Source organism: Arthrobacter sp. Sr24 (assembly GCF_054511175.1).
This window is the reverse complement of sequence record NZ_JBTNDB010000005.1, coordinates 1-24853: the sequence shown is the minus strand read 5'-3', so window position 1 is coordinate 24853 and position 24853 is coordinate 1. Positions and strand designations below refer to the sequence as shown.

The window sequence follows — 24853 nt, the reverse complement described above, 5'->3', positions numbered from 1 at the left end:
AAAATTCAGGAGAAAACATAGAGACGAACAAGAGAAATACTGGCCCAAGGATCTAGCTGGGGCGCAGCACCGGGACGAGCGTCTCAATCACCGAGGAGTCCTCAATAGTTGAAGGCACCACATAGTCTTCGCCATCGGCGATCTGGCGCATGGTCTTGCGCAGGATCTTTCCGGAGCGAGTTTTGGGCAGCGCGTCCACTACTACTGCGGACTTGAAATCTGCCACGGGCCCAATCTCGCGCCGGACCAGCGCAACGAGCTCCTTTTGCAGGTCCTCGTCGGACAGTGTCACCCCCGATTTCAGGACCACATAGCCCACAGCCTTTTGCCCCTTGAGGGCATCAGCAACACCAATGACAGCGCATTCCGCTACGGCCTGATGGGTGCCGATGACCTGCTCAATGGCACCGGTGGAGAGCCGGTGGCCGGCAACATTGATGACATCGTCGGTGCGGCCCATGACAAAGACATAGCCGTCTTCGTCTTGGTAGCCGGAATCGCCCGTGACGTAAAAGCCCTCAAAAGCACTGAGGTAAGAATCAACAAATCGTTGATCATCGTTCCATAGGGTGGGCAGCGTGCCAGGAGGCAGCGGCAAGCCAAGAACTATGTTGCCTTCCTCCCCCGTGGCCACATCCACTCCCATACCGTCTACGATCCGCAAATCGAACCCGGGCATGGGCACAGTTGGTGAGCCCGGCTTCAAGGCCAGAGGTTCCAGCCCGCGCGGGTTTCCCACAATGGCCCAGCCGGTCTCGGTCTGCCACCAATGATCAACCACAGGTACCCCAAGGACCTTGCCAGCCCAATGATAGGTATCGGTATCCAGCCGCTCACCCGCGGTGAACAGCGTTTCCAGAGTGCCGACGTCGTACTTCTCCAGCAGGGCGGCCTCCGGATCCATCTTGCGAATGGCCCGCAATGCGGTGGGTGCGGTGAACAACGCCTTGACCTTGTGCTGCTCAATGACGCGCCAGAACGCGCCGGCGTCAGGGGTGCCCACAGGTTTTCCCTCGTACATCACAGTGGTGGCCCCGGCCAGGAGCGGCCCGTAGACAATGTAGGAATGCCCCACCACCCAGCCAACATCGGAGGCCGTCCACCAGATATCACCCTGGGCAATGTTGTAGTGATTTTTCATGGTCCACAAAAGTGCGACGGCGTGACCACCATTGTCTCGCACCACACCTTTGGGTGCCCCGGTAGTACCTGATGTGTAGAGGATGTAGAGCGGTTCACTCGCTTTCACAGGCACGGGTGCGGCGGGCTGGGCGTCTGAGAGCGCAGCCTCCCAATCCACGGCATTCAAGCCCAGGGCTGCGGGATCTGCGCTAAAGCCGTCGCGGTGCTTGATGATCACGGGCAGTTCCGGGGAACCTGCCTTGGTCAACGCTTCATGAACTGTGGGCAGGTACTCCACCACACGATTGGGCTCCAGTCCGCCGGAGGTGGTGACAACAACTTTGGGTGTGGCATCCTGAACGCGCACAGCCAGTTCACTGGCAGCAAATCCGCCGAAGACCACGGAATGGATGGCGCCCAGACGCGCGGTGGCCAGCATGGCGATGGCGGCCTCGGGGATCATGGGCATGTAGATCAGTACCCTATCCCCCTTGCCTACACCTTGGGCGCGGAGCACTCCGGCGAAGCGAGCAACCTGATCGGTGAGCTCCGCGTAGGTGTAGACACGTTGGGTTCCTGTCATGGCGGAATCGTGGATCAGGGCGGGCTGATCCCCACGCCCGGCGGCTACATGCCTGTCGAGAGCGTTGTAACAGGTATTGAGCTCGCCATCAGCAAACCAGCGGCCATGTGGCGATTGCTCTCCGTTGTGCGCTTGCGTGGGCGCCACATCCCAATCGACAGCTTTGGCCGCTTCGAGCCAGAACCCCTCGGGGTCATTGATGCTGCGCTGGTATTCGTCCCGGTAGCTAACGGTTTTCAATGCCATAGTGCTTCTCCATCCACCTTGATGTGATGTGTGCCATGCTACCGCGCAAGTTTGGGCCCTGACAACCACCAATGTATACATTATTTGAATTATTTGGCAGAAATTTAGGAAAAACACCCCATTACACTGTTGCTTGTATACACAGAACGGGTAGTGTGTTCTGTAGGCCACAGCTAATAGGCCACGCAATATCAGGGCGAACCGCCTCAGAACAGCCACAGAATCACCACAGAACCACCACGCGACCACGTCAGGGAGGGATCATGCGAGCTAGCGAACGAGCATATGTGGCACTGCGCGCCGACATCATCGACTGGCAATTGACTCCTGGCACAGTACTGGGAGAGGTTGAACTCTCCGCACGGCTGGGGGTATCCCGAACTCCCATTCGTGAAGCGCTGGCCAAACTCACAGCCGAGGGCCTGACTGAACCACAGAGCGGGCGCGGAGTGGTGGTCAGTGAAATCTCACTGGACCATCTGGATGAATTGTTTGAACTCCGCACAGCCTTGGAATGCCGGGCCGCCGAACTGGCAGCCCAGCGCTGCGATCCGGAGATCTTCTTCAACCTCCACCGTCAGCTTGTCAATGCAGGAGAACTTATCACCGCCGATGATCCGTCCCGCGCTGACTACTACCAGCTGGCGGGTGACTTGGACGCGGCGGTGGATTTCGCCGTCGGCAATCATTACCTCACCCAGGCGCTGAAGAACTTGCGGGTTCACTTGGTGAGGGTCAGGCGGTTAGGTAAAGACAATCCCGCTAGGCTCCGCGACGCTGCGAGGGAACACGCAGCGATTGCTCTTGCTATCGCCAACCGCAGCCCCACCGTGGCCAGCGCAGCAACCACGGTCCATCTGGATAACAGCCTGCGCCATCTTTTGAGCACCACTCATTAATACTTCCCCAAATATTTTTGTATCACCCTGCGAAAGGAACACCATGACAGTCGATCACAATGTCCGCGTTTACAAGAGCGAAGAGAACCTGGCCCGTGAGGACCAGTTGGCCCACAAGATTGCCACCGTGGCTGCTGACCCCGTGGCCGTGACCGCTGAGGTCACCGATATGATCATCAACCGCGTCATCGACAACGCTTCCGTTGCCATCGCATCCTTGAACCGTGGCCCCATTGTTGCGGCCCGCGCCCAGGCACTGACCCACGCCCCGTCCACTGGTGGCGCTGGCGCCTCCGTTTTCGGTATCACCGAGAAGGTTTCCCCCGAGTGGGCTGCTTGGGCCAACGGCGTGGCCGTTCGCGAACTGGATTACCACGACACGTTCCTTGCTGCCGAGTACTCTCACCCGGGAGATAACATTCCGCCGATCCTGGCCGTTGCCCAGCACACCGGTGCATCAGGTGCAGATTTGATCCGCGGCCTCGCCACCGGTTACGAGATTCAGGTTGACCTGGTCAAGGCCATCTGCCTGCACAAGCACAAGATTGACCATGTTGCCCACCTGGGCCCCTCCGCCGCTGCTGGCATTGGCACCTTGCTTAACCTTGAAGTGGAGACCATCTTCCAGGCCGTGGGCCAGGGTCTGCACACCACCACCGCCACCCGCCAGTCCCGCAAGGGTGAGATCTCCACGTGGAAGGCTCACGCTCCCGCATTTGCCGGCAAGATGGCCGTTGAGGCTGCCGACCGTGCCATGCGCGGCCAGACCTCACCGGTTCCGATCTATGAAGGTGAAGATGGTGTGATCGCGTGGATGCTCGACGGCGCCGACGCTCAGTACACCGTGCCCCTGCCCGCCGCCGGTGAGGCCAAGCGCGCCATCATGGATACCTACACCAAGGAACACTCTGCTGAATACCAGGCACAGGCGTGGATTGACTTGGCCCGCAGGCTGCACGGCGAGCACCCCGAGGCAACCGACCCCGCCAACGTAGCCAGCGTGCTGATCAAGACCAGCCACCACACGCACTACGTGATTGGTTCCGGCGCCAACGATCCCCAGAAGTACGATCCCACCGCATCACGGGAAACCCTGGATCACTCCATCCCGTTCATCTTCACGGTGGCCCTGCAGGATGGTGCATGGCACCACGTTGACTCGTACTCCCCCGAGCGTGCCGGCCGCCCCGACACCGTGGAGCTGTGGCACAAGGTCACCACGGAAGAAGATGCCGAGTGGACGCGCCGCTACCACTCCTTGGACATCGCCGAAAAGGCCTTCGGTGGCACAGTAGTCATCACGCTCAACGATGGCACCGTCATTGAGGACTCCATCGCCGTCGCCGACGCTCACCCGCTGGGCGCCCGCCCGTTTGCCCGCGAGCAGTACATCAACAAGTTCCGTACCCTGGCCACCGGCTTGGTCGAGGAAGCCGAGATCGACCGCTTCATCGCGGCAGCAGAAAATTTGCCCAACCTGGCCGCCGGCGAACTGGACCAGCTGAACATTCTGGCAGCTCCCGGCGTCGTGGATCTGGCAGCCGCACCCAAGGGACTCTTCTAAGATGTTGTACTCCAAGAAAACCGCTGAACAGAAGCGCGCTGACTTCCGGGCCATGCTGGTTCCGGGCGCAGCCGTCCAGTTTCCGGGCTCCTTCAACCCGCTCTCGGCTCGCCTCATTGAGGAAAAGAAGTTCGACGGCGTCTACATCTCCGGCGCCGTCCTTGCCAACGATCTGGGCTTGCCGGATATTGGCATGACGACCCTGACCGAGGTGGCCGCGCGCGGTGGACAGATTGCCCGCATGACGGACCTGCCATGTCTCATTGATGCCGATACTGGCTTCGGTGAGCCCATGAACGTGGCCCGCACCATCCAGGAGCTGGAGAACGCTGGGCTGGCCGGCTGCCACATTGAGGACCAGTTCAACCCCAAGCGGTGCGGACACCTCGATGGCAAGAACATGGTGGATCTAGACACGGCAGTCAAGCGTATTGCTGCCGCCGCCGATGCCCGCCGCGATCCGAACTTCTTGATCATGGCCCGCACCGACATCCGCGCCGTAGAAGGTTTGGATGCCGCCATTGACAGGGCCAAGGCCTTGGTCGACGCCGGTGCTGACGCGATCTTCCCCGAAGCCATGAAGTCCGTGGCAGAGTTCGAAGCCGTGTGCAAGGCTGTGAACGTACCGGTACTGGCAAACATGACCGAATTTGGTAAGAGTGAGCTGTTCACCCGCGACGCTTTGGCTGCTGCCGGCGTGGCTATGATCATCTACCCCGTGACGTTGTTACGAAGTGCGATGGGTGCAGCAGAACGCGTCCTAGACGCCATTGCCGCTGATGGCACGCAAGAAGCCGCCGTGGAAGACATGCTGACCCGCTCACGCCTGTACGAGCTGGTTGACTATGAGGCGTACAACCAGTTTGATACAGGTATCTTCAACTTCCAGGTCCCAGGCCTGGACATCTCTACCAACAACTCGAATCTCTAAGGACGAGGAAGTGCCAACAGTGACTGAAGAAGAAGTACGCAAAGGCCTAGCCGGCGTCGTCGCCGACTACACCGCCGTTTCAAAGGTCAATCCCGAGTCCAACTCGCTGCTGTACCGCGGTTATCCGGTCCAGGAGCTGGCCGCCAGCAAGTCTTTCGAAGAAGTGGCTCTGCTGCTCTGGACAGGAGAATTGCCGTCCGCAGCTGAACTGGCCAGCTTTGAAACATTTGAGCGTGCCAACCGCGCCCTCGATGCTCGCGTCAAGGCAGCCATTGATCTCTTGCCGCTGGATTGCCACCCCATGGATGTGGGACGCACGGCAGTATCGGTCCTCGGCGCAGCTCATCCGTTGGCCGAGGACTCCTCTCCCGAGGCGGAATTGGAAAAGGCCAAGTCCCTGTTTGCGCAGTTCCCGGCAGTGGTCGCTTACGATCAGCGCCGCCGTCGTGGTTTGGAATTGGTGGAACCCCGCACGGACTTGCCCTACCCGGACAATTTCTTGTGGATGACCTTTGGCGAAGAAGCAGCCCCGGAGGTTGTGGACGCTTTCCGCGTCTCCATGGTGTTGTACGCGGAGCACTCCTTCAACGCCTCCACGTTCACGGCGCGCGTGATTACCTCCACACTCTCGGATCTGCACTCGGCAGTCACCGGCGCCATTGGCGCGTTGAAGGGTCCGCTGCACGGCGGTGCCAACGAGGCCGTCATGCATACTTTCAATGAGATCGGCATCCGCAGCGATGAGACGCGTGAGGAAGCAGCCACCCGCGCCAAGGCATGGATGGAAGACGCCCTGGCGCAGAAGAAGAAGGTCATGGGCTTTGGGCACCGCGTGTACAAGCACGGCGACTCACGCGTTCCCACCATGAAGGGCGCGCTGGATAAGATGATCGCGCATTTTGATCGTCCGGAAATGTTGGGCCTGTATGACGGGCTCGAGCAGGCCATGGATGAGGCCAAGGCCATCAAGCCCAACCTCGATTACCCAGCCGGGCCCACGTACCACCTGATGGGTTTTGACACGGACATGTTCACGCCCATCTTCATCGCCGCCCGTATCACCGGTTGGACGGCGCACATCATGGAACAGCGTGCAGCCAACTCGCTGATCCGCCCGTTGAGCGCTTACAACGGAGTTGACGAACGCCACGTGAGCTAACACTCGCCTCTGGTCTTTGAGTATGGGCCCACGGCTGCGAAGGTCCCGCTGCGAGCTTTCGAGCAGTGGGAGCGGCTGGGGTACGACGGCGCCGCCGCTCACCTCCCGTTGTGGGGGTGGGCGGCGGCTTTGTTGTGCGGGTACTGTGAAGGAAAGCAGTTCCGAAGTTGTGCCTAAGCAATAGATACGGAGCATCGTGGAAAAATCATCCCTGACAGCATTGGCCCGGGAACTTATGGTTTCGGCCAAGTCCAAATCCAGTGGCCGCGGAGCCAAGACAGTCTATGGCGGGCACGAACGTGTGCTGCGGCAAACCGTTGTTGCCCTCACAGCGGGAAGCTTGCTGGATGAACACGAGAATCCCGGCGAAGCCACAGTACAGGTCCTCAGCGGCCGCATCGTCCTGAAGGCTGGCGAGGTTTCATGGGAGGGCTCTCCGGGCGATCACTTAGTGGTGCCGCAGGCTCGCCATTCCGTGGAGGCGCTGGTGGATTCGACGTTCTTGCTGACAGTGGTCAAACCCTAGCTGCCCAGATCCTCCTCTGGAACCAGTGCCCTCTCCCTCAGCGGAGTATGCACGCTGGAGGCTACGGTTTCGTTGTCATCGTTGAGGACAACTCGCCAGTGTCCGCGCTCTCCGGTGAGGAATGCTGGTAACCAGTGAATGGCGTCGGCCCACATCTGGGCATGCGGCAAATTTGCCACTGGATACCAGCGTGGGGCGATCTCGCTACTTTCTTGCGGCTCGCCGTCGAACTTCCGGCATAAGAACACCGTGGTGAACATATCCCAGGCGGGTTTGGCCGGGAACACGAATTCCACGGTCCCCGCCGGAATCAGATCCTTCGCCTGGATGGTCATGGAGGTTTCCTCAGACACTTCGCGGCAAATGGCGGCGACAACGCTTTCGCCTGGTTCCACATGCCCGCCAATCCCCACGACTTTTCCGGTACCCACGCCCGTCTTTTTCAGACCTAGCAGCACTTCTTCAAAGGCCCTACTGTCACGGTTGCTGACACGGTTGCCTTCAAGGCCGCCGTCAAGGTTGCTCCCGTCACGGAGCAGAAAACACAGGGTCACATCGGCGGCTGTCATGAATCCAGCCTAGCCGTCAGTAGTCGGTCCGGTTTTCATTCTGGCGCCACTGCTCGAACGGATCCACGGCAGTGCCCGTGGCAGGTACCGCCCGCGCCACCGGCATCAGCGCTCCGTCATTTCCGGCGTCGAAGTATTCGTAGAAAAGGGCATCGTCGAAGCCGGCCGCCGCCGCATCGTGGCGGTCTGCTGCGAAGTACACGCGGCCAATGCGGGCCCATAAGGCGGAGGCCAAACACATGGGGCAGGGTTCGCAACTGGTGTAAAGGGTTGCCCCGGAAAGATCAAAGCTGCCCACGCCTTGGCAGGCATTACGGATGGCGGTCACTTCGGCATGGGCCGTGGGATCCAGGTTCGCCGTGACACGGTTCAGTCCCGAGAATTCTTGGCCATCGGCCGTCACCACAATCGCGCCGAAGGGTCCGCCCTGATTGCGGACGTTCTCCGTGGCTAAGGCGACAGCTCTCGCCAAATACTGTTCTACTTCTTGCATGTCATCCATGGGAGGGTTCCTTGTGCCGCGGGACCCGAAGCAGTGCTGATTCGGGGTGTTGCCACTGCCTACCTTTGCTGGCGGGAGCTTTTTCAGCGATGCGCGGCGGCGGCGTGAGTTGAGACTAACAAGGCCGTAGGCCCTGACCAAGTATGCACCCAATTTCACCTTGAGTGTCGGTGAATCGCTACGCCAAAACGCACTGTCCGTTACATGGGACCGGGCGGGCTGTACGCTCGGTGGTAGAAGAACCACTTGCTGCACCCTTGCCTGCTACGACAATGAAGTTGGAGCATCACCATGAGCAACCTCGAAGCTTTGCCCGATCCTTTGGCGGACACGGAACCGGCCTTCACCGTCAATGGCACCGTGCGGCCTTTTGGCTTAGCCCCCGCGCATACTACGGCGCTCGACTGGCTGCGATCCAACGGTCTCACCGGCGCCAAAGAAGGCTGCGCCGAAGGAGAATGCGGGGCCTGCGCCATTCTGGTACTCCGCGCTGACACACAGCGCGAAGCCCGTTGGAGTGCCGTCAATTCTTGCCTGGTGCCCATGGCTTCTCTCGATGGACAGGAGCTGCTCACGGCCGAAGGGCTGGGCATACCGGATAACTTGCACCCGGTCCAGGCAGCCATGGCCGCGGCAGGCGGTTCGCAGTGCGGCTACTGCACGCCGGGATTTGTGTGCGCCATGGCCGCGGAGTTCTACCGCAGTGACCGCCAACCGCGTCCTGACCCGGAGTCCGCAACTGAGCCCGCCTGCGTCCATCCCGAAACCGGCCCCAACGGCTTCGAGCTGCATGCCCTGAGCGGCAATCTCTGCCGCTGCACCGGCTACCGTCCCATCAGAGATGCAGCCTATTCACTCCCAAGAGCGGACGACGACGACAGCAACTCACGCCGTCGTCGCACCCCCGCACCAGAGTTTCACCCAACGTTTTTGGAACGGGACGACGGGATCTTCACCCGGGCCACAACCCTGACTCAGGCAGTGACGCTACTGGCCGAGAATCCTACCGCCATGCTCATCGCGGGCAGTACTGACTGGGGCGTTGAGGTCACCATCCGGGCCCGGCGGGCGCCGCTGGTCATTGCGATCGAAAGCATCCCCGAACTCTGCGCCATCGAGATCGGAGACGCTGAGATTGAGATCGGCGCCGCCGTGCCTTTCTCGGAGATTGACCGTGTATTGGGTCAACGGGTTCCGTTGCTTCGACAGCTCATCCCCCGGTTCGCTTCCACGCTGATTCGCAACCGTGCAACCATCGGCGGAAACCTTGGCACGGCCTCCCCTATTGGTGACAGCCCACCGGCCTTACTCGCTTTGGATGCGCAGATCGTTTTGCTTTCAGTGTCCGGCGAGCGGGTCCTACCCCTCGCGGACTACTTCACTGGCTACCGCGCCACGGTCAAGCACCCGGAAGAGCTAATCAAGTCGGTTCGGATCCCGTTGCCGAGCTCTAACGTCACTGCTTTTCACAAGATCGCAAAACGCCGCTTTGATGATATTTCCAGTGTTGCCATCGCCTTCAGCCTGCAAATTGATGAGGGAGTCATCACCAAAGCACTGATTGGTTTAGGTGGTGTTGCGGCGACTCCACTGCGAGCACGCGCCACCGAAGCCGCCCTTGAAGGCGCCCCATGGAACCAACAAACGGTGGACCGTGCTGCAGTCATCCTGGAAACCGAGGGAACCCCCATGGACGATCACCGTGCTAGCTCGGCGTACCGCACCCGCATGCTCTCCCAATCTCTGCTCAAACTGTACTCACAGAACAGTACGTCTTCGGAGGCCTCCTCATGAGTCAACTCTCGCAACGTCCCAGCTCTGCCATCGTGGGCCTACCCGTTCCCCATGAGAGCGCCCGGCTGCATGTAACCGGCCAGGCTATTTATACCGATGACATCGCTGCCCGCACCCCCAATGCACTCACGGCGTGGCCCGTGCAATCGCCCCACGCGCATGCACTGGTGCGCTCCCTCGATACAGCAGCCGCACTTGGCATTCCGGGAGTAGTGCGAGTTCTCACCGCAACGGATGTGCCCGGGATCAATGACTGCGGCGTGAAATCAGATGAGCCGCTCTTTCCCTCCGAGGCCATGTTCTTCGGTCATGCAGTGGCGTGGGTACTGGCGGAGGATCAGGAATCGGCTCGGGCTGGCGCTGCTGCTGTGGCCGTTGACTACGAAGTTCTGCCCTCATTCATCTCTGTCACAGACGCCATCGCCGCGGGATCTTTCCAAGGTCTGCCGAAAACCGTCTGCCGCGGAAATGCTGATGCAGCTCTTGCTACCGCACACCAGGTGGTGACGGGCGTGACCGAATTTTCCGGGCAAGAGCACTTCTATCTGGAGACGCAGGCGGCGTTCGCCACGGTGGACGAGGCCGGTCAACTGTTCATTCAGAGCAGCACCCAGCATCCCTCAGAAACTCAGGAAATCTTGGCTCATGTGCTGAATCTCCGGCATCATGAGATCACGGTGCAGAGCTTGCGTATGGGCGGCGGCTTCGGCGGCAAGGAAATGCAATCCCATGGCTTTGCCGCCATTGCGGCTCTAGGCACGCTGCTGACTGGCCGCCCCGTGCGGGTGCGGCTGAACCGCACTTTGGATATGACCATGACCGGCAAACGGCACGGATTCCACACCACGTGGGAGGCAGGCTTTTCTGAGGATGGGAAGCTGCTGGCGTTGAAGGCCCAGCTCACCTCCGACGGCGGCTGGTGCCTTGATCTCTCCGAGGCAGTGTTGGCCCGTGCTCTCTGCCATGTAGACAATGCCTACTTCATTCCTCATGTGGAGGTGCGGGGCCGGGTGGCCCGGACCAATAAGACCTCGCAAACAGCTTTCCGTGGTTTTGGCGGACCTCAGGGCATGCTGCTGATCGAGGACATTCTGGGCCGTAGCGCCCCACTGGTGGGTTTAGCTCCGGAACACTTACGCCGAAAGAACTTCTACAAGGATGGCCAGAGCACCCCCTATGGAATGCCTGTCCGCCATGCTTCGCGGATCAGCACAGTGTGGGATCAAGTACTAGAGCGCAGCGACTTCACCGCACGCCGCATCGAGATTGATGAGTTCAACGCCACGCATCCTGATCACAAACGTGGTTTGGCCATCACACCCGTGAAGTTTGGGATCTCCTTCAACTTGGTGGCGTTTAATCAGGCTGGCGCTTTGGTCAACATCTATAAAGATGGCTCGGTTCTTATCAACCACGGCGGTACGGAGATGGGCCAGGGGCTGCACACCAAAATGCTGCAGGTTGCGGCAACAGCATTGGGTGTTCCGCTGTCGGCCGTTCGGCTTGCTCCTACGCGCACGGACAAGGTGCCCAATACCTCGGCCACTGCGGCCAGTTCAGGCTCAGACCTCAATGGCGGGGCGGTAAAAAATGCCTGCGAACAACTTGCGGATCGGCTCGCTGTGGTGGCCGGTGGAATGCTGGGCGCATCAGCTCACGATGTCCGGTTCTCGAACGGGCACGTGACAGCATTGGGGGTAACTGGGACGAGTCTGGTATTTTCCGAAGTGGTCATGGCTGCGTACCTGCAACGGGTGCAGCTGTCAGCGGCAGGCTTTTACCGCACCGATGGCCTGCACTGGAATCCGGATACGATGCAGGGCGAGCCTTTCAAGTACTTCGCCTGCGGTGCCGCAGTGACTGAAGTTGACGTTGACCGGTTCACTGGCGCCTATCTCCAACGCAGAGTAGACATTGTCCACGACGCCGGCGACTCCCTCTCCCCCATCGTGGACATCGGCCAGATCGAAGGGGGCTATGTTCAAGGTGCAGGGTGGTTGACGCTCGAGGACCTTCGGTGGGACGAAAGCACCGGAGCAAACCGCGGCAGACTCCTGACCCAATCGGCCAGCACCTACAAGCTGCCAAGTTTCTCGGAAATGCCGCAAGTGTTCAACGTCCATTTACTGGAGCACTCCGAAGAAGAGGGCGCCATCTACGGTTCCAAGGCCGTGGGAGAACCACCGTTCATGCTGGCCTTCAGCGTGCGTGAGGCACTTCGTGACGCTGTGGCAGCCTTTGGTCCAGCGGGGCGTAGCGTCGTTTTGGCATCCCCGGCAACACCGGAAGCGGTGTTCTGGGCTGTCCAGGATTCCCTTCAAGCGTCTGTCGATACTGATGAGGTGGCCGGCCCTCTGTCAGCTGGGCCAGCTGGGCCAGCCACGGCTTCTCTCATGCCTTTGTCTATGGAACCGTAGCTGGCGCCGTGGACTGGTTGGCAGCGCTAGCTCTGCTGCGAGACCGCAATGAAACGGCCGTGCTCGCAACCTTGGCGCACGTGCGCGGGCATTCGCCCCGTGATGCTGGGGCCAAGTTGGTCATTTCAGCCACTGGATCGTGGGGAACTGTAGGTGGTGGCAACTTTGAAGCGGACGTTATTGACCGAGCGCGGGAACTCATTTCCGCTGGCTCCGCCACCACCGAGCTCATGGCGTTCTCACTCTCGGACAAGAGTGTTACCCGCCATGGTGTTCAGTGTTGCGGAGGGGAGGTGAGCGTTTTACTTGAGGTTTTGGCAGCCCGGCGGACCGTAGCTATCTTCGGCATGGGCCATGTGGGCTACGAGATCGCTCATATTCTGAGCAGGCTGCCACTGAATCTGGTGCTTGTAGATTCTCGTCAGGATGCACTAGCTCCAGGACGGATGCAGCCACTGCGGCAGGGTCAGGCAACCCTCAGCGTCCATCATGCCCCAGCGCCCGAGGCAGTTCTGCAAGAATTGCCGCAGGGAGCTGACATTCTGGTCCTGACCCATGACCACGGCGAGGACCTGATTCTTTGCGAAGCGGCGCTGCGTTCTCAACCGTCCTACATTGGGTTGATTGGTTCTCGCAGTAAGTGGCAGCGTTTTCGCAAAAGGCTTGGCAATGAGGGATACAGCGACGAACAGATCAGCCGCATCACCTGCCCCATAGGTCTAGCGGCCATTAGCAGCAAAGACCCGGCGAGTATAGCCATCGCCGTAGCGGCCGATCTGGCCATCCGTTGGGAAGACGCTGGTGGCTAAAGTTCTCCCGGCCTTCGCCCGAAGCGTTACCTACCCTAAAGCCCGCGGGTGGGCTGCGGCGTACACCTCACGCAGCGTCTCGGCCGTGACCAGTGTGTAAACCTGCGTGGTGGTCACCGAGGCGTGTCCCAGAAGTTCCTGGACCACACGCACATCGGCGCCGCCTTCTAGCAAGTGCGTGGCAAATGAATGGCGCAGTGTGTGCGGTGAGACTTCCACATCCACCTGCGCTTTTTCTGCCACCGTTTTCAGGATGGTCCACACGCTTTGGCGGCTGATTCTCCCGCCGCGAGCGTTTAGAAAGAGAGCTGGCGTGCCTTTACCTTTGGTAACCAGCGACGGTCTTCCCCGGACCAGATAGGCTTCCAAAGCGCGCAACGCATAGGATCCGATCGGTACGATCCGTTCCTTGGAACCCTTGCCGAAGAGGCGCACCAGTGAGGGGCCGTCGTCGGATTCGGCCGGCAGCACCAGATCATCTACATCCAAGCCCACAACCTCGCTGATGCGCGCCCCGGTTGAGTAGAGGAACTCCAACATGGCCGCGTCGCGCAACCCGGCAGGGGTCTCCGAGCCGGCAGCTTCAAGGATGCGCGTGACATCGTGAACACTGATCGCCTTGGGAAGCCGTTGGCCAGCCTGAGGTGGGTGGATATCGGCGGCCGGGTCGGCGATGCTGATGCCTTCGAGCGCCCAAAATTTATGCAGACCACGCACCGAAACCACTGTGCGGGCCACCGATCGAATCCCCAGCGCCGATCCTCCATCGGCACCGTCAGAGAGGCCTTGGGAAAACTCGCTGATGTGGTGACGGGTGATCTGCTCCACCTCGGTAATCCCAGCGGAGGCCAGAAAACTGCCATAACGGCGCAGATCCCGCTCATACGCTTGGAGAGTGTTGGGTGCCAAGCCTCGCTCCACTCTAACGTGTAGCAAATAGTCCCGAATATGCCGGTCCACCGCGCTTGGATCCGTTGGAGTCAACTGATCCGACGGTGCAGGTGGGTTCACTGCCCGCGCTGGGCGGGGTGTTCGGGCCACGGTGCGTTGGCGTCGCGCAGTTGGCTGAAGCCACTGACGGAAGCCTGCGCGGCCGCCAAAATACCGACGACGGCGGACGGGTTGTGGATGCGCCCCGACAGTACCGCCTCGGCAGCGTCAGCCAAGTCAACCCAAGCGAAGGTGATTTCGGCTTCCTCGTCGGTGCGCACGTGACGTTCCTCTTCGGGCACCTCGGAGAGCCCGCGGGCCAGGTAAATCCTGATGGCCTCGCTGGATGATCCGGGGCTGGTGAAGTAGTCGGTGAGGACATGCCATTGGGCTGCTACAAGATCTGCCTCTTCGGCGAGTTCTCGAGCAGCGCCAACAACAAAGTTCTCGCCTTCTACATCAAGCAGTCCGGCGGGAATCTCCCAGAGGTTCATTTGCACCGGATGCCGGTACTGGTTCAGCAGCAGTACCTGGTTTTCTTCGTTGAGCACCACCACGGCTACAGCCCCGGGATGGGCCATGTAATCTCGGGTGATCGGCGCAGCCTCAGGAGTGAGACTGAAGGTATCCGAGACAATGTCCCAGATACGGCCCTGGTACACCGTCGCGGATTTTTGCAAGGTGCGGTGACTGAATGAATCCGCCACTGCGGTGGCAGCCGACGGTGTACCAAGGTTTGTCACTTAGACCTCCAGCAACCGGGTTGCGTTCTGACGGACCAAAGCGGCGGCAATCAGGCCGGCAAACAAGGCGTGCGGCCGGGTGGGGCGCGAGCTCAGTTCCGGGTGGGCCTGGGTGGAGACGTAGTACGGGTGAACGTCAGCGGGGAGCTCCACAAATTCAACCAGTTTGCCGTCGGGTGAGGTTCCGGAGAACACCAATCCTGCGGCAGCGATCTGATCGCGGTACTTGTTGTTGACTTCGTAGCGGTGACGGTGACGTTCGGAGACGTCCGTGGTGCCGTACGTTGTTGCAACAACGGAGCCCTCGGTGAGAACGGCCGGGTAGAGGCCCAGGCGCATGGTGCCGCCCAGATCGCCCTTGCCATCCACAATGTCCAGCTGCTCTTCCATGGTCGCGATGACGGGGTAGGTGGGGTTCTCGTCAAACTCCGAGGAGGATGCCCCTTCCAAACCAACCACGTTGCGTGCGTATTCAATGACCATTGACTGCAGACCCAAGCAGAGACCCAGTGTGGGAATCTGGTTTTCGCGGGCAAACTTCAACGCGCCCAGCTTGCCTTCGAGTCCACGGATGCCGAAGCCGCCGGGTACGCAGATAGCGTCAACGTCGGCCAAAGCATTCTTGGCACCTGCTTCTGTAGCGCAATCATCGGAGGGAACCCAGCGGATCTTGACCCGTGCAGCGTTGGCGAAACCGCCGGCGCGCAGAGCTTCAGTCACTGAGAGGTAAGCATCCGGCAGGTCGATGTACTTGCCCACCAAGGCAACTTCAACGTGGTGAGCCGGGTTGTGCACAACCTCAAGGAGCTTGTCCCACTTGGTCCAGTCAACATCCTTGAAGGACAAGCCCAAGGCCCGCACAATGTAGGAATCCAGGCCCTGCGAGTGGAGGGTCTTAGGGATGTCGTAAATGCTGGGAGCATCGGGGCAACCGATGACGGCTTCAACATCAACGTCGCAGGCTCGGCCAATCTTGACGTGCATGGCCTCGGGCAGAACCCGGTCCGAGCGCAAGATCAGTGCGTCAGGCTGAATACCCAAAGAGCGCAGCGCAGCAACGGAGTGCTGTGTGGGCTTGGTCTTCAGCTCGTGGGACGGGCCAATGTAAGGAACCAAGGAAACGTGTGCGAAGAACACGTTGTAGCGGCCCACGTCCTGACGTACCTGGCGTGCTGATTCCATGAAGGGCTGGGATTCGATGTCGCCTACCGTGCCACCAATTTCGGTGATGATGACATCGGGAGGGTTGGAGCCCTCAGCAGGCAAGCGCATGCGGCGCTTGATTTCATCGGTGATGTGCGGGATGACCTGGACGGTATCGCCTAAGTACTCGCCGCGGCGTTCCTTCGCGATGACGGTGGAGTAGACCTGGCCAGTTGTGACGTTGGCAGATCCTTCCAAGTTTTCATCGAGGAAGCGCTCGTAATGGCCAATGTCCAAGTCAGTTTCGGCGCCATCGTCAGTAACGAAGACTTCACCGTGCTGGAAGGGATTCATTGTGCCTGGATCCACATTAAGATAGGGATCGAGTTTCTGCATTGTGACTGACAGGCCACGTGCACGCAGCAGATGGCCGAGGCTTGAAGCCGTCAGCCCTTTGCCGAGCGAGGACGCGACTCCGCCAGTGACGAAGATGTGTTTGGTCGTCTTGGACTGACCACTGAACCGGGAATTTGATCGTTGCACCACGGAATTCGAGCCTATCATCTAATGAGCCAATATACGTTCGCGAACGGCACACATTTTCTGCGCAACCACCCCTTGTTCCTACCCTGCTACACGCGCTCCCTGAGCCAAAAGCTCCTTGGCATGGGCCTGAGCTGTCGCTGAATCCTCCTGTCCTGCAAGCATTCGCGCCAATTCCACTACCCGCTCCTCATAGTTCAAAAGACGGACATTGCTGGTGGTAATTCCTGTTGAGTTTTTGCTCACAGAACTCTTGGTGACGAGAATATGTTGGTCGGCAAATGCTGCCACTTGAGGCAGGTGTGTAACGACCAATACCTGCACGTGCTCGGCCAACATGGCGAGCCTGCGGCCAATTTCCACAGCGGCCTTGCCACCCACGCCGGAATCAACCTCGTCAAAGACAAACGTTGGCACAGGATCCACTGCGGCCAGCACCACTTCCAGAGCCAGCATCACCCGGGAGAGCTCACCACCGGAGGCTCCCTTACCCAAAGGACGCGGCAGAGCTCCCGCATGGGGCGCCAGCAAGAAGGCAATGTCATCCTCACCATGGATGCTGCGCTCGGTAGCTGAAATCTCAATGACTAGCTTGGCGTCTGGCATGGCCAGGGCTTTCAGCTCAGCACTGACGGCTTTGGAGAGCTTCTCGGCAGCCTTGCGCCGGAGTGCGGTGACCTCCCCCGCCAACGAGCCGAGCTCAGTCAGTGCCGAGACTTCTTCGGCCTCGAGGGATTCGATCCGCCCGGAGTCATCACTCAATTCATTTAAGCGCAGCCGTGCGGCGTCAGCCCATTCGATGACTTCATCAATGCTCGGGGCATACTTGCGGACCAAGACAGCCAGTTCCCCGCGCCGGTCCTCCACCTCAGCCAACCGTCCGGGGCCCTCAGTGTCTAGAGACGTGGCGTAGCTGGCTAAATCCCGGGCAATATCTGCCAGCAGGTAGCCAACTTCGGAGAGCCGTTTGGTGGTTTGCGCCAGTTCTTCGTCACTGTCAGAGACGGTCTCCACGAGCCGTTTGGCATTGTCCACGAGAGTCACCGCGTCCAAACCATCACCGTAATCGGCTGCGCTCAGAGCCTCGTGGGCGCCGAGGGTGGCCTTGCGTAGCTCTTCTACATTGCCCAGTTTCACGGCTTGCGCTTTGAGAAGTTCGTCCTCAGCCGCGAGAGGTTCGACGGCGTCAATCTCAGCCAGCGCTGCAGTCAACGATTCGGCTTCACGCAGGCGTTCCCGGCTGGCCGAACGCAATTCCTGCAGCTCGCTCTGGATGGCTCGCCAACGCTCGAAAACATTCTTGTAGCTGCGGATCTTCGCAGCGAAACCTTTGTTGGCCTCGGCCGCGAACTTATCCAGAGCCACACGCTGGGCCGACGGGTTTTTCAGACGGATTTGATCCGATTGCCCATGCACAGCAACCAGAGCATCACCAATCTCGTTCAGTACGCCAATGGGTGCGCTGCGGCCGCCCACATGGGCACGGCTACGTCCGTCCGCATTGACGGTGCGGGCCAGAATGAGCTGCGCACCGCCGTCGAACTCGTCAATTTGGGCCCCGGCTTCCAGCGCCCGCAACAGCACCGGGTGGCCGGTTGGCAAGGTCACGGTGGCTTCCGCTGAGGCCGTCTTGGCGCCGTTGCGCACTGCACCGGCGTCTGCCCGATTGCCGAGCAGAAGTCCGACGGCGGTCACCACCATGGTCTTTCCGGCACCCGTCTCACCGCTGACCACACTCAAACCGGGTCCTAGCGGAAGGACGGATTCGGAGATGACGCCTAAGTCCCGGATACGAATTTCTTCAATCATGCTTTAGTCCTGCCCATAAAATCCCGTGGTGCCCGAATAGCTGTCCTCATGGTGCGGGATGGTCAAGTCCGGAACCTGAGGAATTTGGCCCATGTGTGGCCCTTCCAGGGGCATCTTGGGCTTGGGCGGCTTGATAATGGGCAATTGAGTGGTGGGTGTTGATGATTCTTCCGCGGAAGGACCGCGCCAGCCTTGGACAGGAAGTTCAAACTTACGCACCAGACGTTCGGAGAAGGTGTACTGTTGAGTCCGGGCCAGCCGGACCGGCTTGGGTGAGCGCGTGACCTCAATGCGCGCACCGGGCAGCAACTCCACAGTGCGCCGGCCATCGCACCAAATGACACCGTGGGCGCCATTGCGGGTCAGGACTTCTACGGCGAGCGTGGAAGTAGGCGCAACAACCAAGGGTTTGGCGAAGAGGGCGTGTGCGCTAATGGGCACCATTAGTAGCGCTTCAACACCGGGCCACACCACCGGTCCCCCGGCAGAAAAAGCGTAAGCGGTGGATCCGGTGGGGGTGGCCATGACAACACCATCACAACCGTAGGAAGTGAGCGGACGGCCATCTACTTCAGTGACCACCTCGATCATGCGTTCGCGGTTGCCCTTTTCTAAGGCCACCTCGTTCAGCGCCCAGGTATGCGCCACCACTTTGCCAGCAACTCGGACAATGACGTCCAAACACATGCGTTCCTCCACCACATACCGGCGCTGAACAACAGCGGACACGGTCTGGATGAGCTCCTCGCGTTCGCTCTCGGCCAGGAAGCCCACATGCCCCAAATTCACTCCGAGCAGGGGAACATCATAGTCACGCACTAGCTCGGCAGCGCGCAGAATGGTTCCGTCACCACCGAGCACCATGACCAGTTCAATATCGGCGAGAGTGACATCTCGATCCAAGATCTCCATGTTGACGCTGGAAACGCCCAAGTATCCCGTCATGTCTGCGAGTTCCTCGCCATACATGACAGGGATGATGTTGTTTGCATGGAGCTCAACGCACGCTTCAAGAGCTGCAAGCATCGACTCTTCGCGGCCGGTGTGAGCCAGAATCAAGACGCGCCGTGTCATGTGCTTTTTCCTCATCACGTTGTAGCAGGAGAACTTAGAACTGAACTACTTGCTGCCAGCCCCTTGAGCAGCGGGCCACTGTTGGGCCAGCAGCGTCTGAACTGCAAGCTCTTGTTCTTCGATCTTAGGCGCCGGCCCTGACACTTCACGGCTAGCCAGGAGAAAATACTCAACATTTCCCTCTTGGCCGGGCAGGGAACTGGTGCCAATGCCGTGCAGACGAAGTCCGTTCGCGACGGCGGACTGGGCAACCAAGGCGACTGCACGGCGTCGTTCATTCTCACTGCTGACAACACCCGTGCGGGCCAAGTTGTCCTTGCCCACCTCGAACTGGGGTTTGACCATGAGCAGCAGTTCGCCACCCTCCTTGGTGGCCAAGGTCAAGGGGCCCATGACCTTCGTCAGGGAGATGAAGGACAGGTCACAAACTGTGAGGTCTGCGGCACCACCCATGTCCTCGGGGTGCATATAGCGGATGTTGAGGCCCTCGTAGACTTCCACACGAGGATCGTTGCGCAGGGACTCAACTAGCTGCCCGTGCCCCACGTCCACGGCGGCGACCTTGGCCGCACCGTTGCGCAGCAAAACGTCAGTGAAGCCACCTGTTGAGGCTCCTGCGTCAAAGCAGCGCTTGCCGGCAATGTTGACCTGAGGGAAATGCGCTAGGGCACCAGCCAGTTTGTGGCCGGCGCGGGAGACGTAGTCCTCTTCAGTCCCGGGGGCCAGCTCCAGCAGCATCAGCTCCGTGACAGCGTGCGCTGCCTTGACTGAGGTGGCGCCATCAACGCTGACCCGGCCAGCCTTGATGAACGTGGCGGCCATGGTCCGTGACTGGGCTAGGCCGCGGTTGACCAGTTCTTGGTCTAATCGGGTCATGGAAATACTCCTTTGAGTGCGGCGGAGGGGTCGGCGTTGAGTTCGCTTTCCAGCCCCACTAAGACGGTGGCGTACAGCTCTTTGTGGTCCCCCACCGGGAGCTGGCCGGCCGCAGCGGCCAGCTCCACCATCGCGTCAACGCCGGGATCGCCGGTGGGCTGGGACGCTGCGATTATTGCTTCGTTCATGGGAGGGTGCTGTGCCAGGTGATGACTGGAGTGGTTACCGCATCCACCTGGGGCACTGCAGCCCACCACGCAGCACAAGCGGCACGCCAGGCGTTTAGATCGTCGGCGCTGCCGTTGATCAGCACGCTCTGGTTGCCCTGTTCATTCGCGACGACGCGGGCAGTAGCCCCGCCACAGGTGACGGATCCGGCGTCGAACGTTATCTCCGGGTAGGGGGCATAGAGCCCACCCAAATCCGCGATGATGAACTGCGGGCGCTCGGCGGTGCGGGCCCGCAGCGCCGACTCGCAGGAGTCAACACCGGTCAGGACCAACGCGGTGGCCATACCAGCATTGTTCCCGCCGAGAATGTCCGTATCCAGGCGATCCCCCACCACTAACGGCGATTGGACGCCCAAACGGTTCGCGGCGGTGTGGAACAGCGGCGCTTCAGGCTTTCCGGCAACCATCGGATCAAATCCGACGGCGGAACGCACCGCCGCGACGAGGGTCCCGTTACCGGGCGCAATACCGCGGTCACGGGGAATCGTCATGTCGGTGTTAGTGGCAATCCAGGCCGCGCCGCCCTTGATGGCGAAAGTCGCTTCAGCAAGATCTGCCCAGCCGAGAGTCGGATCAAATCCTTGAATGACCACATCTGGAGCGTCATCGGCACTGGCAACAATTTGCATGCCCAAGGCTTGGACTTCCCAAGCCAGCGCTGCACTGCCCGTGACAAGAACCTTGGAGCCGGCAGGAAACTTCAGAGCCAAGAGGGCGGCACCCGCTTGAGCGGAACTCACCACTTGATCATCCTCGGCCGGGGCACCCAAATCGCGCAAATGTGCTGCGACCTGCGCTGGCGTACGTGAGGCGTTATTCGTCACGTACGCCAGCTTGACGTTTCTGGCGGCAAGGCCGTTCAGGGCATCAATGGCGCCGGGGATAGCGGCTGGACCGGCATAAACTACGCCATCCAGATCCGCCAGCACCGCGTCATATGCAGTGAGCAAAGTATCAGCTGTCACTGCTGCGCTCTTCGGAATCCTCGCCCTCAGCGGCGTTGAATTCGTCTTCCTCTGCACTGTCGGCATCTGACTCAGCATCATCGGATTCGAAGTAGGAAGACTCAGCATCATCCACATTCGGCTCATCCTGCTGCTCAACGTCTGCATCGCCTTCGGTGAGCTCCGCGCTCTGTGCCTTAGCAGCGTCGTCCATGACGGGCGGCGTGGCCGGGGCCATGACGTCAGCGACACGAACACGGGGACGAGGCGAATCCAGTGCGATTTCCTCATCGTCACCGAGATCCATGATGATCTGGTCGAATCCATCGTCCATACCGAGTGCTTCTTCAGCGACGAGAGCCTGACGCTCCCACGTCTTAGCTTCGTCCTTGCGGCCTGCTGCACGCAGCACCATGCCGTAGGCACGGAACAGGCGGGGGCTGAAGGAGAAGGCACGATTCAGATCCAGCTGCGGGATTTCCAGTGCGGACAAGGCCGCTTCCATCTCACCGAGGTCACCGCGAGCACCGGACTCAACAATCGCCAGTTCCACCTTGCCTGCGGTGTCCAGAGTTTCCGCATCCTCTGACTTGATCAAGTCAATGGCGCGGTCGGGGCGACCCAAACCGCGTTCGCAATCTGCCATGAGCGGCAGGTGAACATTGGAACCACTAATGCGGCGGAAGGTGCGCAGTTCGCGCAGCGCTTCTCCGTACTTACCTGCTGCGTAAGCAGTCATGGCAACAGCTTCGCGGACGCAGGCCAAACGGCCACCGCGACGGCTTGCTGCAAGAGCGTGCTCGAAGGCCAGCTCAGGAACAATGTCAATCAAACGACCGGCCATGACCAGGTGCTTTGAAACCCATTCGTTGTTGCGCGAATCCAAGATGCGCAGCTGGGCACGAGTTACCTTGTCCAGCTCTTCTCCGGTCACATCAGCGTCAATGTGCGGTGAACGGTCGCGATCGGGGCGGTTTGAACTGCGCAGATCTGCTGCATTGCGTTCCGGAGCTACGCGCGGGCCCCGGTCTTCACGGTCACCGAATGACGGGCGGTCGTTGCTGCGTGCCGGGCGGTCACCGTAGGGACGGTCTCCGTCTGAACGTGCCGGGCGGTCGTCGCGGTTTCCGTATGAGGGGCGTGAGTCGCGGTCGCCGCTGGGGCGTCCACCCTGGCCACCGCGGCTGTCGCGGTCACCGAATGAGGGACGGTCGTTGCTACGCGCGGGACGATCACCGTAAGACGGGCGGTCGTTGCTGCGTGCGGGACGGTCACCGTAGGGACGGTCTCCGCCTGAACGTGCCGGACGGTCGTCGCGGTTTCCGTATGAGGGGCGTGAGTCGCGGTCGCCACTGGGGCGTCCACCCTGGCCACCGCGGCTGTCGCGGTCACCGAATGAGGGACGGTCGTTGCTACGCGCGGGACGATCACCGTAAGACGGGCGATCGTTGCTGCGTGCGGGACGGTCACCGTAAGACGGGCGATCGTTACTACGTGCGGGGCGGTCACCGTAGGGACGGTCTCCGCCTGAACGTGCCGGACGATCATCGCGGTTTCCGTATGAAGGACGTGAGTCGCGGTCGCCGCTGGGGCGTCCACCCTGGCCACCGCGGCTGTCGCGGTCACCGAATGAGGGACGATCGTTGCTACGTGCGGGACGATCACCGTAAGACGGGCGATCGTTACTACGTGCGGGGCGGTCACCGTAGGGACGGTCTCCGCCTGAACGTGCCGGACGGTCGTCGCGGTTTCCGTATGAGGGGCGGTCGTTGCTACGTGCGGGACGATCACCGTAAGACGGGCGGTCGGTACTACGTGCCGGGCGGTCACCGTAGGGACGGTCTCCGCCTGAACGTGCCGGACGATCATCGCGGTTTCCGTATGAAGGACGTGAGTCGCGGTCGCCACTGGGGCGTCCGCCCTGGCCACCGCGGCTGTCACGGTCACCGAATGACGGGCGGTCGTTGCTACGTGCCGGGCGGTCACCGTAGGGACGGTCTCCGCCCGAACGTGCCGGACGATCATCGCGGTTTCCGTATGAAGGACGTGAGTCGCGGTCGCCACTGGGGCGTCCACCCTGGCCACCGCGGTTATCGCGATCCCCAAATGAAGGACGGTCGTTGCTACGTGCGGGACGATCTTCGCGGTTACCGTATGAAGGGCGTGAGTCGCGATCACCAAAAGGCTTGCGGTCTTCGCGGCGTCCGTTAACCATGGGGCGGTCGGCGCCACGATTATCACGGTCACCGTAGGATGGACGGTCGTTGCTACGGGCGGGACGGCCACCTTGTCCACCGCGCTCATTGTAAGGTCGTGCCGGCTGGCGATCGTTCGTAGCCGGACGCTCGGAGTAGGGTCGACCCCCGGTGCTCTTGTTGTCGTTTCCGCGGGTATTGTCCTCGCGCTTACCTTCGTACTGCTCAGCCATGTCGACTCCTAAACCTTCGAGCGCACTAACTGGCACAGTAACAGCCGCTCTTCACTATTGATATCATCCAAAAAAATCCATGAACCCATTGGTCCGTCTTCTAGTCTAGTCGAGCTGAACGGCTCCACCCATGAATCTGGCGTATCTGGACAAGATGAGTGGCCAATCACAGCTAAATTCCGATTCATTCAAGTCTTCGCCGGCACTTGACTGATGGAAAGTGATCTTCACCCTAGTCATTCCCTGGTTGGCAGCCTCGAAGACCACGTCGACTTCACGTTCGGACTCAGGATCATTTCCAAATACCCACAATAGATTCAGATGCTCCGGGGCCTCCCATTCGACAATATCTGCCCAAATAATCTCCTCACCGTCAATGGACTCCTCCACCAGGTGGTTCCGCAAGAGGGCAATATGGCTCCCATCGCCAAAAACACTCTGCTCAGACACCGGCCACCAAAGATGAATGCCATCCGTGAACCCGTCGAAGGCTTGGTCCACGGGCACGTCGATGAGGACACCGTCCTCGAGCTGCTGCGTCGCCTGCGGAGCCACATAGTCCGGCTCATGTACATGGGAAAAAAGATTATGCATCAGGCCACACTACCCCGCTAGCCAGACAATTGCCTGACCTAGTTGCCTATGAACCCTTGAAGCCAACCAGTTCCATTCGAGCAACTGCAACGAGTTCGTCAGACTCTGAATCGTCGCACAAAAGCTGCATGGCAATCACTGAGATCCTGCCCCTCCAAGACGGCGGCGAAATGGCAGGAATGACCCATTCGAGCGCCGGCAATACCAACTAGGAGTACATCACGATAAAAAGCAACCTTGCCCATTTGGCGTTTAAACAATAGTGGCCACCCTTGGGGTGGCCGTTACTTGTTTGTTAATGTGGGGAGGCCCCGCACTGTGTGCGGGGCCTCTCCCCTTCCTGGTTGTCCGGCGGTGTCCTCCTCTCCCCCATCCCCCCGAATGTAGTACCATCAGCGCTGTGGGGCTTCGCTTCCCG

General features: G+C 60.3%; 21 protein-coding genes. 8 read left to right on the top strand and 13 right to left on the bottom strand.

Translation table 11 applies throughout. The features are described from left to right. Nucleotides 1-52 precede the first annotated feature (52 nt). The gene (locus ACX80D_RS05125) at nucleotides 53-1951 is read right to left on the bottom strand and encodes a propionyl-CoA synthetase (RefSeq protein ID WP_459321564.1); all 1899 of its coding nucleotides are present in this window, start codon (nucleotides 1949-1951) and stop codon (nucleotides 53-55) included. A gap of 263 nt (nucleotides 1952-2214) precedes the next feature. On the opposite strand from ACX80D_RS05125, the gene ACX80D_RS05120 reads away from it, so the two are divergent. The 5 genes from ACX80D_RS05120 to ACX80D_RS05100 all read left to right on the top strand — a co-directional run bounded on the left by ACX80D_RS05120 (nucleotide 2215) and on the right by ACX80D_RS05100 (nucleotide 7030). Then, the gene (locus tag ACX80D_RS05120; protein WP_459321563.1) at nucleotides 2215-2850 is read left to right on the top strand and encodes a GntR family transcriptional regulator; all 636 of its coding nucleotides are present in this window, start codon (nucleotides 2215-2217) and stop codon (nucleotides 2848-2850) included. A gap of 43 nt (nucleotides 2851-2893) precedes the next feature. Further along, a complete protein-coding gene (locus tag ACX80D_RS05115; protein ID WP_459321562.1) occupies nucleotides 2894-4414 on the top strand; it encodes an MmgE/PrpD family protein in 1521 nt (506 codons plus the stop codon). Between the two features lies 1 nt (nucleotide 4415). Next, nucleotides 4416-5345 (top strand): methylisocitrate lyase, encoded by a 930-nt coding sequence (gene prpB / locus ACX80D_RS05110; RefSeq protein ID WP_459321561.1) that lies wholly within the window; start codon nucleotides 4416-4418, stop codon nucleotides 5343-5345. A 19-nt stretch (nucleotides 5346-5364) separates the two neighbouring features. Further along, nucleotides 5365-6504, top strand: a complete 1140-nt coding sequence (locus ACX80D_RS05105; protein ID WP_459321691.1) for a bifunctional 2-methylcitrate synthase/citrate synthase — start codon at nucleotides 5365-5367, stop codon at nucleotides 6502-6504. 196 nt (nucleotides 6505-6700) lie between these two features. Next, a complete protein-coding gene (locus ACX80D_RS05100; protein WP_459321560.1) occupies nucleotides 6701-7030 on the top strand; it encodes a cupin domain-containing protein in 330 nt (109 codons plus the stop codon). Here ACX80D_RS05100 and ACX80D_RS05095 read toward each other — a convergent pair. Both ACX80D_RS05095 and ACX80D_RS05090 read right to left on the bottom strand, forming a co-directional pair. Continuing rightward, entirely contained in the window at nucleotides 7027-7599 is a 573-nt protein-coding gene (locus ACX80D_RS05095; protein ID WP_459321559.1) for an 8-oxo-dGTP diphosphatase, read from the bottom strand. The genes ACX80D_RS05100 and ACX80D_RS05095 overlap by 4 nt on opposite strands. Before the next feature lie 16 nt (nucleotides 7600-7615). Next, nucleotides 7616-8101 carry a nucleoside deaminase gene (locus ACX80D_RS05090; protein ID WP_459321558.1) on the bottom strand — a complete coding sequence of 162 codons (486 nt, stop codon included), beginning with the start codon at nucleotides 8099-8101 and terminating at the stop codon, nucleotides 7616-7618. 291 nt (nucleotides 8102-8392) lie between these two features. Here ACX80D_RS05090 and ACX80D_RS05085 point away from each other — a divergent pair, with 291 nt between their 5' ends. Genes ACX80D_RS05085 through xdhC form a run of 3 tightly spaced genes read left to right on the top strand, consistent with a single transcriptional unit; the run spans nucleotide 8393 to nucleotide 13121 of the window. Continuing rightward, nucleotides 8393-9895: a xanthine dehydrogenase small subunit gene (locus tag ACX80D_RS05085; RefSeq protein WP_459321557.1), complete on the top strand. Its 1503-nt coding sequence runs from the start codon at nucleotides 8393-8395 to the stop codon at nucleotides 9893-9895. After that, nucleotides 9892-12312, top strand: a complete 2421-nt coding sequence (gene xdhB / locus ACX80D_RS05080; RefSeq protein WP_459321556.1) for a xanthine dehydrogenase molybdopterin binding subunit — start codon at nucleotides 9892-9894, stop codon at nucleotides 12310-12312. Before ACX80D_RS05085 ends, xdhB begins: the two co-directional genes overlap by 4 nt. An 8-nt stretch (nucleotides 12313-12320) precedes the next feature. Further along, entirely contained in the window at nucleotides 12321-13121 is an 801-nt protein-coding gene (gene xdhC / locus ACX80D_RS05075) for a xanthine dehydrogenase accessory protein XdhC (RefSeq protein ID WP_459321555.1), read from the top strand. A 30-nt stretch (nucleotides 13122-13151) separates the two neighbouring features. Here the strand turns inward: xdhC and xerD are convergent, their stop codons facing one another. The 10 genes from xerD to ACX80D_RS05025 all read right to left on the bottom strand — a co-directional run bounded on the left by xerD (nucleotide 13152) and on the right by ACX80D_RS05025 (nucleotide 24435). Beyond that, nucleotides 13152-14132, bottom strand: coding sequence for a site-specific tyrosine recombinase XerD (xerD, locus tag ACX80D_RS05070; protein WP_459321554.1), 981 nt, complete (start codon nucleotides 14130-14132; stop codon nucleotides 13152-13154). Further along, a complete protein-coding gene (locus tag ACX80D_RS05065) occupies nucleotides 14129-14794 on the bottom strand; it encodes an NUDIX domain-containing protein (protein ID WP_459321553.1) in 666 nt (221 codons plus the stop codon). The genes xerD and ACX80D_RS05065 overlap by 4 nt, the downstream gene beginning before the upstream one ends. Next, complete coding sequence (locus ACX80D_RS05060) at nucleotides 14795-16501, bottom strand: CTP synthase (protein WP_459321552.1); 1707 nt, start codon at nucleotides 16499-16501, stop codon at nucleotides 14795-14797. It abuts the gene before it with no gap. Between the two features lie 60 nt (nucleotides 16502-16561). Next, on the bottom strand, nucleotides 16562-18289 hold the full coding sequence (gene recN / locus ACX80D_RS05055) for a DNA repair protein RecN (RefSeq protein WP_459321551.1): 1728 nt from the start codon (nucleotides 18287-18289) through the stop codon (nucleotides 16562-16564). A gap of 3 nt (nucleotides 18290-18292) precedes the next feature. Continuing rightward, nucleotides 18293-19363: an NAD kinase gene (locus tag ACX80D_RS05050; protein WP_459321550.1), complete on the bottom strand. Its 1071-nt coding sequence runs from the start codon at nucleotides 19361-19363 to the stop codon at nucleotides 18293-18295. 45 nt (nucleotides 19364-19408) lie between these two features. Continuing rightward, nucleotides 19409-20239 (bottom strand): TlyA family RNA methyltransferase, encoded by an 831-nt coding sequence (locus ACX80D_RS05045; RefSeq protein WP_459321549.1) that lies wholly within the window; start codon nucleotides 20237-20239, stop codon nucleotides 19409-19411. Next, nucleotides 20236-20427, bottom strand: a complete 192-nt coding sequence (locus ACX80D_RS05040; RefSeq protein ID WP_459321548.1) for a hypothetical protein — start codon at nucleotides 20425-20427, stop codon at nucleotides 20236-20238. The genes ACX80D_RS05045 and ACX80D_RS05040 overlap by 4 nt, the downstream gene beginning before the upstream one ends. Further along, nucleotides 20424-21434 (bottom strand): HAD-IIA family hydrolase, encoded by a 1011-nt coding sequence (locus ACX80D_RS05035; protein ID WP_459321547.1) that lies wholly within the window; start codon nucleotides 21432-21434, stop codon nucleotides 20424-20426. Before ACX80D_RS05035 ends, ACX80D_RS05040 begins: the two co-directional genes overlap by 4 nt. Then, nucleotides 21424-23841, bottom strand: coding sequence for a tetratricopeptide repeat protein (locus ACX80D_RS05030; protein ID WP_459321546.1), 2418 nt, complete (start codon nucleotides 23839-23841; stop codon nucleotides 21424-21426). The genes ACX80D_RS05035 and ACX80D_RS05030 overlap by 11 nt, the downstream gene beginning before the upstream one ends. A gap of 105 nt (nucleotides 23842-23946) precedes the next feature. Then, nucleotides 23947-24435, bottom strand: coding sequence for an SRPBCC domain-containing protein (locus ACX80D_RS05025; RefSeq protein WP_459321545.1), 489 nt, complete (start codon nucleotides 24433-24435; stop codon nucleotides 23947-23949). Nucleotides 24436-24853 lie beyond the last annotated feature (418 nt).